General features: G+C 64.2%; 5 protein-coding genes. 3 read left to right on the forward strand and 2 right to left on the reverse strand.

Going from position 1 to position 9,529, the window contains the following annotated elements:
* Positions 1-22: 22 nt before the first annotated feature.
* Together xdhB and xdhA are read right to left on the reverse strand one after the other, a co-directional pair.
* Positions 23-2,422, reverse strand: a complete 2,400-nt coding sequence (xdhB, locus tag ACK1U9_RS03555; RefSeq protein ID WP_449109706.1) for a xanthine dehydrogenase molybdopterin binding subunit — start codon at positions 2,420-2,422, stop codon at positions 23-25.
* Positions 2,415-3,869, reverse strand: a complete 1,455-nt coding sequence (gene xdhA, locus ACK1U9_RS03560; RefSeq protein ID WP_449109707.1) for a xanthine dehydrogenase small subunit — start codon at positions 3,867-3,869, stop codon at positions 2,415-2,417. Before xdhA ends, xdhB begins: the two co-directional genes overlap by 8 nt.
* 268 nt (positions 3,870-4,137) lie before the next feature.
* On the opposite strand from xdhA, the gene ACK1U9_RS03565 reads away from it, so the two are divergent.
* From ACK1U9_RS03565 to zipA, 3 genes are all read left to right on the forward strand, one after another.
* The gene (locus ACK1U9_RS03565) at positions 4,138-4,797 is read left to right on the forward strand and encodes a GntR family transcriptional regulator (protein ID WP_046615036.1); all 660 of its coding nucleotides are present in this window, start codon (positions 4,138-4,140) and stop codon (positions 4,795-4,797) included.
* 3 nt (positions 4,798-4,800) lie between these two features.
* Complete coding sequence (gene smc / locus ACK1U9_RS03570; RefSeq protein ID WP_046615037.1) at positions 4,801-8,289, forward strand: chromosome segregation protein SMC; 3,489 nt, start codon at positions 4,801-4,803, stop codon at positions 8,287-8,289.
* A gap of 205 nt (positions 8,290-8,494) precedes the next feature.
* Positions 8,495-9,385, forward strand: a complete 891-nt coding sequence (gene zipA, locus ACK1U9_RS03575; RefSeq protein ID WP_153671144.1) for a cell division protein ZipA — start codon at positions 8,495-8,497, stop codon at positions 9,383-9,385.
* The last annotated feature ends 144 nt before the right edge of the window (positions 9,386-9,529 follow it).

Here is a 9,529-nt window from a genome sequence, read left to right on the forward strand (position 1 = left end):
CCGAACAGGCGCCCACCCAACCTCAGTGAGTGACGGTTTCCAGCTCCGGCTCGGCAGGTTGCGCTGCAGCCACCGCCTTGCGCATCTGCTCGCACCCCCACAACACCCGCTCCGGCGTCGCCGGCGCATCCACCTGTGGCTGCACGCGGTAATCGGCGATGCTGGCCACGGCGTCCTTGATCGCGCACCAGGCGGCGATGCCGAGCATGAACGGCGGCTCGCCCACGGCCTTGGAGTGGAACACGGTGTCTTCCGGGTTCTTGCGGTTCTCCACCAGCTTCACCCGCAAATCCAGCGGCATGTCGGCCACTGCAGGGATCTTGTAGCTGGCCGGGCCGCTGGTCATCAGCTTGCCCTTGGCGTTCCACACCAGTTCTTCGGTGGTCAGCCAGCCCATGCCCTGAATGAAGCCGCCTTCCACCTGGCCAATGTCGATGGCCGGGTTCAGCGAGTCACCCACATCGTGCAGGATGTCGGCGCGCAGCATCTTGTATTCGCCGGTCAGGGTGTCGACCACCACCTCCACGCAGGCGGCGCCGAAGGCGAAGTAGTAGAACGGCCGGCCACGTGCCTGGCTGCGGTCGTAGTAGATTTTCGGCGTGCGGTAGAAGCCGGTGCTGGACAGCGAAACCTGGGCGAAGTAGGCCTGCTGCACCAGTTGCTCGAAGCTGACGATCTGGTCACGCACGCGTACATGGCCGTTGCGGAACTCGACGTCTTCTTCGGTCACCTGGTAGTGCCGCGCGGCGAACTCGGTCAGGCGCTTCTTGAGGATTTCGGCAGCGTTCTGCGCCGCCTTGCCGTTCAGGTCGGCACCACTGGAGGCAGCGGTCGGCGAGGTGTTGGGCACCTTGTCGGTATTGGTGGCGGTGATCTGGATGCGGCTGAAGTCGACCTGGAAGATCTGAGCCACCACCTGTGCCACCTTGGTGTTCAGGCCTTGGCCCATCTCGGTGCCACCGTGGTTCAGGTGAATGCTGCCGTCGGTGTAGATATGGATCAGCGCACCGGCCTGGTTGAGGAAGGTGGCGGTGAACGAAATACCGAACTTGACCGGGGTCAGCGCCAGGCCCTTCTTCAGGACCGGGCTGTTGGCGTTGAAGCGGCGGATAGACTCGCGGCGCTCGGCGTAGTCACTGCTGGCTTCCAGTTCGGCGGTCATCTCTTCGAGCATGTTGTGCTCGACGGTCTGGTAGTAGTGGGTGACGTTGCGCTCGGTCTTGCCGTAGTAGTTGGCCTTGCGCACCGCCAGCGGGTCACGGCCCAGGTGGCGGGCGATGTGGTCCATCACCTGCTCGATGGCGACCATCCCCTGCGGGCCGCCGAAGCCGCGGTAAGCAGTGTTGGAGGCGGTGTTGGTCTTGCAGCGGTGGCCGTGCACGGTGGCATCGCCCAGGTAGTAGGCGTTGTCGGAGTGGAACATGGCGCGATCGACGATCGAACCGGACAGGTCGGGCGAGTAGCCGCAGTTGCCGGCCAGGTCGAAGTTGATGCCGTGCAGGCGCCCGTCGTCGTCGAAGCCCACGTCATACTCGACGTAGAACGGGTGGCGTTTGCCGGTCATGGTCATGTCTTCGACCCGTGGCAGGCGCATCTTGGTCGGCTGGCCGGTCAGGCGCGCCACCACGGCGCACAGGCACGCCGGGCTGGCGGCCTGGGTTTCCTTGCCACCAAAACCGCCACCCATGCGGCGCATGTCCAGCACCACCTTGTTCATTGGCACGTCGAGTACTTCGGCGACCAGCTTTTGCACTTCGGTGGGGTTTTGCGTGGAGCAGTAGACGATCATGCCGCCGTCTTCGGTGGGCATCACCGAGGAAATCTGTGTTTCCAGGTAGAAGTGTTCCTGGCCACCGATGTGCAGGGTGCCCTGGATGCGGTGCGGTGCACTGGCCAGGGCAGCAGCGGAATCGCCACGCTGGTGGGTGTGGCTGTCGAGCACGAAATGCTTCTTGCGCAATGCTTCGACCACATCCAGCACCGGCTCCAGGTCTTCATACTCGACGATGGCGGCCATGGCCGCACGGCGTGCGGTGTCAAGGTCGCGGGCGGCCACAGCGAGCACCGGCTGGCCGAAGAACTCGACCTTGTCGATGGCCAGCAGCGGGTCGCCGGCCACCACCGGGCCGATGTCCTTGAGGCCGGGGATGTCTTCGTGGGTGATGGCGATGCGCACGCCCTCGAAGGCATAGCACGGCGTGGTGTCGATGCGCAGGATGCGCGCGTGGGCGCGGTCGGCGGTGCGTGCATAGACGTGCAACTGGTTGGGGAATTCCAGGCGGTCGTCGATATATACCGCCTCGCCGGACACATGCTTGTCGGCGCTGTCATGCTTGACGCTGCGGCCGACCCCGGTGGTCAGGTCCTGGCTGAACAGTTCGGCCATCTCGGCCTGGCTCTTGGCTACGTGATGGTTAGACATAAGCGGTCACCCGGGTTTCGATGTACGGCGTTTGCTGTTCGATGAAGTACTTGCGCAGCAGGTTCTGCGCGGTCAGCAAGCGGTATTCCTTGCTGGCGCGGAAGTCGCTGAGCGGGGTGAAATCTTCCGCCAGGGCCTGGCACGCACGCTCGATGGCGGCCTGGTTCCACGGCTTGCCACGTAGCGCCGCTTCGCAGGCACGGGCCCGTTTGGGGATCGCCGCCATGCCGCCGAAGGCGATGCGCACACCGCTGACCACGCCGTCTTCGATGCTCAGGTTGAAGGCGCCGCACACGGCGGAAATGTCATCGTCCAGGCGCTTGGACACTTTATAGGCGCGGAATGCCCAGTCGGTGGTGGCGCGCGGCACGATGATCTTCTCGATGAACTCGCTGTCCTGGCGGGCAGTGATGCGGTAGTCGATGAAGTAGTCCTCCAGTGGCATCACCCGCTGGCGCTCGCCCTGGCGCAGGACGATCTGTGCATCCAGGGCAATCAGCAAGGGTGGCGAGTCGCCGATTGGCGAAGCGTTGCCGATATTGCCGCCCAGGGTGCCCTGGTTGCGGATCTGCAGCGAAGCGAACCGGTGCAGCAGGGCGCCGAAGTCCGGGTATTCCTCGTTCAGCGCGCCGTAGCAGTCGGTGAGCGGGGTGGCGGCGCCGATTTCCAGGTGGCTGGCGGTCTTCTCGATGCGCTTGAGCTCGGCCACATGGCCGACGTAGATCATCACCGGCAAGGTCTTGTGGAACTGGGTGACTTCCAGGGCCAGGTCGGTACCGCCGGCCAGCAGCCGCGCCTCGGGGTGCGAGCTGTACAGGTCGGCCAGGTCGGCGACGGTCAGCGGCACCAGGCAGCGTTTGTCGCCGCTGTTCAGCTCGCCAGTCTGGGTTGGCGCGATGGCCTTGAGGCGGCTGATTGTCTGCGCTTGCTGGACATCGAACTGGTCGCGGCAGGGTTGGCGGCAACTCTGCTCGGCAGCATCGAGGATCGGCCGGTAGCCGGTGCAGCGGCACAGGTTGCCGGCCAGGGCCTCCTGGGCCTGGTGCAGGTCGGGGCCGCTGCTGTTCTTCTGCAGGGCGAACAGCGACATGACGAAGCCGGGGGTGCAGAAGCCGCACTGCGAGCCATGGCAATCGGCCATGGCCTGTTGCACGCTGTGCAGCTGGCCCTGGTGCTTGAGACCCTCGACGCTGATCAGTTGCTTGCCGTGCAGCGACGAAACGAAGGTCAGGCACGAGTTCAGGCTGCGGTAGCGCAGGCTGTCGTTGCCCTGGTCGTCCTGGGTCAGTTCGCCGACCACCACGGTGCAGGCGCCGCAGTCACCACTGGCGCAGCCCTCCTTGGTGCCAGGTTTGCCCAGGTGCTCGCGCAGGTACTGCAGCACCGTCATGTTTGGGTCCAGGGCATGCTCACTACGCAGCTCCTGGTTGACGAGAAACTGGATCACGGGGATGGCCTCGCAATGGTTTTATTGTTGTTGGGCGGACTCTAAGCAAGAGCTGTCCAGCTGGTCAATATTTTTCTGACTCAAAGGTCAAGAAATTGCTCATGTCCAGGCCCGGCCGCACACATTGCCCATATCCCAAGCATAGATCGCGCCGGGCATCGGGTTGCCTTGCAGCTCAAATAAACCGCCAGGCCCCTCTGCGCGATTACCGGCCAATTACGCTACAATCGGTTCCTTGTGCCCAGTTCAATGATTTTGAAGGAAAACCATGACGTTCAAGGCCCCGGACAGCCTCTCCGAGCAGATTGCCGATTACCTGGCCGAACGCATCATCCGTGGCGAGCTGGCGCCAGGCGAGCGTATCCAGGAGCAGAAGGTCACCCAGGCACTCAACGTCAGCCGCGGCTCGGTGCGCGAGGCACTGCTGATCCTTGAACGTCGCCACCTGGTGGCGATCCTGCCGCGCCGGGGTGCCCACGTGACCGAGCTCGACGAGCGCAGCGTGCGCAGCCTGTGCGCACTGATGGGCGAGTTCTACATCCTGCTGGGTAACGCGGTTGCGCAAAAATGGCGCACCGATGCCGACCTGCGCCCGTTCCTGGAGATCCAGCAGCGCCTGCAGCGGGCCCATGACCAGCTGGACATCAAGACCTTCGTCGCCGACAGCTTCGCGGTCATGCGGGCGGCCTATCCGTTCGCCGACAACCCGTTCCTGCAGGAAACCGTGGAAAACCTGCAGCCGGCGATGAGCCGTGCGTACTACCTGTCGCTGGACCAGCGCCAGGCCAACATGATCGATTACCTGGACCTGTTCGCCCGCCTGCTCGACGCCGTGATCGCCCGTGACCTGCCGCGCATTCGCGAGGTACTCACCGCCTATGGCCAGCGCAGTTGCGAACTGGTGCTGGCGGCGTTGGCCCGAGGCTGACCAATGCGCCTGAAGTGCATTCGCCTGGCCGGGTTCAAGTCGTTTGTCGACCCGACCACGGTCAACTTCCCCAGCAACATGGCGGCCGTGGTCGGCCCGAACGGCTGTGGCAAGTCCAACATCATCGACGCCGTGCGCTGGGTGATGGGCGAGAGTTCGGCGAAGAACCTGCGCGGCGAGTCGATGACCGATGTCATCTTCAACGGCTCCAGTGGCCGCAAGCCGGTCAGCCAGGCCAGCATCGAGCTGGTGTTCGACAACAGCGAAACCACTCTGGTCGGCGAATATGCCGCCTATGCCGAGATCTCGATCCGCCGCAAGGTCACCCGCGACGGGCAGAACAGCTACTACCTCAACGGTACCAAGTGCCGTCGGCGCGATATCACCGACATCTTTCTCGGTACCGGCCTGGGGCCACGCAGCTACTCGATCATCGAACAGGGCATGATCTCCAAGCTGATCGAGGCCAAGCCCGAGGAGCTGCGTAACTTCATCGAGGAAGCCGCCGGCATTTCCAAGTACAAGGAACGCCGCCGGGAAACCGAGAGCCGCATCCGCCGCACCCAGGAAAACCTGGCGCGTCTGACCGACCTGCGCGAAGAGCTGGAGCGCCAGCTGGAGCGCCTGCACCGCCAGGCTCAGGCAGCCGAGAAGTACCGCGAATACAAGGCCCAGGAACGCCAGCTGAAGGCGCGCCTGTCGGCCTTGCGCTGGCGTGACCTGGACGAACGGGTGCGCCAGCGCGAGGCGGTGATCGGCGACCAGGATGTGTCCCATGAGGCGCTGGTGGCCGAGCAGCGCAATGCCGATGCCAGCATCGAGCGCCTGCGTGATGGCCATCACGAATTGTCCGAGCGCTTCAACCAGGTGCAGGGCCGCTTTTACTCGGTCGCTGGTGACATAGCCCGGGTCGAGCAGAGCATCCAGCACGGCCAGCAGCGCCTGCGCCAGTTGCAGGATGACTTCAAGGAGGCCGAGCGTACGCGCCTGGAGACCGAGTCGCACCTGGGCCACGACCGCACCCTGCTGGCGACCTTGGGCGAAGAGCTGGCCATGCTCGAGCCCGAGCAGGAGATTACCCTGGCCGCTGCCGAACAAGCTGCCGCTGCCCTTGAAGAAGCCGAACTGGGCATGCACGGCTGGCAGGAACAGTGGGACAGCTTCAACAACCGTTCCGCTGAGCCGCGCCGCCAGGCCGAAGTGCAGCAGGCCCGCCTGCAGCAGCTGGAAGCCAGCCTGGAACGCCACGCCGAGCGCCAGCGCAAGTTGGGCGAAGAGCGCGAGCTGCTGGGCAGCGACCCACAGGATGCAGCCCTGCTCGAACTGGCCGAGCAACTGGCCAGTAGCGAGATGTTGCTGGAAGAGTTGCAGTTGTCGGAAGAGCAGGTGGTCGAACGTCTGGAAGGCGCACGTGAGCAGCTGCAACAGGCCATCCAGGCCCAGCAGCAGGCGCAGGGCGACCTGCAACGCCTGGGCGGGCGCCTGGCCTCGCTCGAAGCCTTGCAACAGGCCGCCCTGGAGCCGGGTGCAGGTGCTGCGGACTGGCTGCAGGGCCAAGGCCTGGAGCAACAACCGCGGCTGGCTGAAGGGTTGCGGGTCGAATCGGGCTGGGAGCTTGCGGTAGAGACCGTGCTCGGCGCCGACCTGCAAGCTGTGCTGGTGGACGACCTCGGTAACCTGGATTTTGCCGGCCTGGAACAGGGCGAGTTACGCTTGCTGCTGGCCAGCGGTACCGGCTCGTCGCTGCCCGGCAGCCTGCTGGAAAAGGTCGAAGGCAGTGTCGACCTGGCGCCCTGGCTGGGCCACGTCAAACCCGTGGAAGACCTTGCTCAGGCACTGGCGCAGCGCGCCTCGCTCGGCGAAGGCCAGAGCCTGGTCAGCCGCGATGGCTACTGGGTTGGCCGACACTTCCTGCGGGTGCGCCGTGGCGGCGAAGCCGAAGGCGGCGTGCTGGCACGCGGCCAGGAGATCGAGCGCCTGGGCCAGGAGCAACTGGAGCAGGAAGCGGCGCTGGAGCAGTTGGAGCAGCAACTGCAGGCCCTGCGCGAGCAGCAGCTGGGCCTTGAAGAGCAGCGTGAACAACTGCGCCGCCGCACCCAGGAAGAAAATCGCCTGCATGGCGAGCTGAAAGCCAACCTGTCGGCTGGCCGCGCACGTGCCGAGCAAGTCGAGCTGCGCCGCCGGCGCCTGCACGACGAGCTGACCGAGCTGGAAGAACAGCGCGCCCTGGAACATGAGCAGCTGGGCGAAGCCCGCCTGCTGCTGCAGGAGGCCCTGGAGCTGATGGCCCAGGACACCGAGCAGCGCGAGCAGTTGATGGCCCGCCGCGACACCCTGCGCGAAAGCCTCGATCGCGTGCGCCAGGAGGCCCGCCAGCACAAGGATCACGCCCACCAGCTGGCTGTCCGCCTGGGCTCGCTGCGCGCACAGCATGATTCCACCCGGCAGGCCCTGGAGCGCCTGGAGCAGCAGGCCGCGCGCCTGATCGAGCGCCAGGAGCAACTGAGCCTGAACCTGGAAGAGGGCGAGGCCCCACAGGAAGAGCTGCGCCTGAAGCTGGAGGAGCTGCTGGAGCGGCGCATGAGCGTCGACGAAGAAATGCGCCAGGCCCGCCTGCACATGGACGAAGCCGACCGCGAACTGCGCGACGCCGAAAAGCGCCGTACCCAGGCCGAGCAGCAGGCCCAGTTGCTGCGTGGCCAGCTGGAGCAGTTGCGCCTGGAGTGCCAGGGCCTGGATGTGCGACGCAAGACCCTGCAGGAGCAGTTGCTGGCCGATGGCTACGACCTGCAAGGCGTGCTCGCCACCCTGGAGGCCGAGGCCAGCGAGCAGGGCACCGAACAGGAGCTGGAGCAGCTCGAGGCGCGTATCCAGCGCCTGGGGGCGATCAACCTGGCGGCCATCGAAGAGTACGAGCAGCAGTCCGAGCGCAAGCGTTACCTGGACGCCCAGGACGCCGACCTGGTCGAAGCCCTGGAGACCCTGGAAAACGTCATCCGCAAGATCGACAAGGAAACCCGCAACCGCTTCAAGGATACCTTTGATCAGATAAATGCCGGATTACAGGCACTTTTCCCAAAAGTTTTCGGTGGTGGCAGCGCTTATCTGGAACTGACGGGCGAAGATCTACTCGATACAGGGGTAACGATCATGGCGCGACCACCGGGCAAGAAGAACAGCACCATCCATCTGCTGTCCGGCGGCGAGAAGGCACTGACCGCATTGGCGCTGGTGTTTGCCATCTTCAAGTTGAACCCCGCACCGTTCTGCATGCTCGACGAAGTCGATGCGCCGCTGGACGATGCCAACGTCGGGCGTTACGCCCGCCTGGTCAAGGAAATGAGTGAAAGCGTGCAGTTCATCTACATCACCCATAACAAGATTGCCATGGAGATGGCGGATCAATTGATGGGGGTGACCATGCATGAACCGGGCTGTTCACGTCTGGTTGCCGTCGATGTGGAGGAGGCCATGGCCATGGTCGACGCCTGATGCTCGACGATAAGGGCATATTCTGTGGCGAAATGCCCCCGCCATGTGCGACAGACGGTGTAAAGTTGTCTTTGGTCGTGCTAGCTTAATGTCACTCGTTTTTTGCGTGGGTAAAACGCCTGTCAGAACATAGAGTTGGCGCCACGTGTTAAAGGGCTTTGAACCCTTTGTTTTCAAGCATATTTTTATAGAGGCACGGGATTACATGGAAATCGGTCTGCGCGAGTGGCTGATCGTCATCGGCATCATTGTCATTGCCGGGATTCTTTTCGACGGCTGGCGCCGCATGCGCGGCGGGAAAGGCAAGTTGAAATTCCGTCTGGATCGCAGTTATTCCAACCTGCCGGACGAAGAGGGCAATGCCGAAGTGCTTGGCCCGTCGCGGGTGCTGGATACCCACAAGGAGCCTGAGCTGGACGAAAGCGACCTGCCGTCGCTCAGTGCTTCTGCGCGTGATCGTGAGCGCGAACCCAAGCCGGCCAAGGCTGCCAAGCGCGGCAAGCGCGCCACCGCTGCTGCGGATGCGCAGCAGGGCGACCTGAACCTGAGCGCCGAGCCGCGCGAGCCTGACCTGTTTGCCGACAGCGATGATGACTTTGCCGCGGATAATACCCGCAGCAACGGTGCCGCACCTGCCAGCAGCAGCGTCAAGGAGCTGCCGCCGGCCGAGGAAGTGCTGGTGATCAGCGTCATCTCCCGCGACGAGGGTGGCTTCAAGGGCCCGGCGCTGCTGCAGAACATTCTGGAAAGCGGCCTGCGCTTCGGCGAAATGGACATCTTCCACCGTCACGAGAGCATGGCCGGTCACGGCGAGGTGCTGTTCTCCATGGCCAACGCCGTCAAGCCCGGTGTGTTCGACCTGGACGACATCGACCACTTCAGCACCCGCGCGGTGAGCTTCTTCCTCGGCCTGCCGGGCCCGCGTCATCCGAAGCAGGCCTTCGATGTGATGGTGGCTGCGGCGCGCAAGCTGGCGCACGAACTGAACGGTGAGCTCAAGGACGACCAGCGCAGCGTGCTGACCGCCCAGACCATCGAGCACTATCGCCAGCGCATCGTCGAGTTCGAGCGCCGTGCGCTGACCCAGAAGCGCTGACAGATCCAGACGAAAGAGCAGCCTGAGGGCGTGCTGGTCGGTTCGGGTAATGCTGTTGCCTGCACTGGCCCTATCGCCGGCAAGCCAGCTCCCACAGGTGCATCACTGCCCTCCAGGCCTGTGGTGTACCTGTGGGAGCTGGCT

It is taken from the genome of Pseudomonas sp. XP1 (assembly GCF_053557675.1).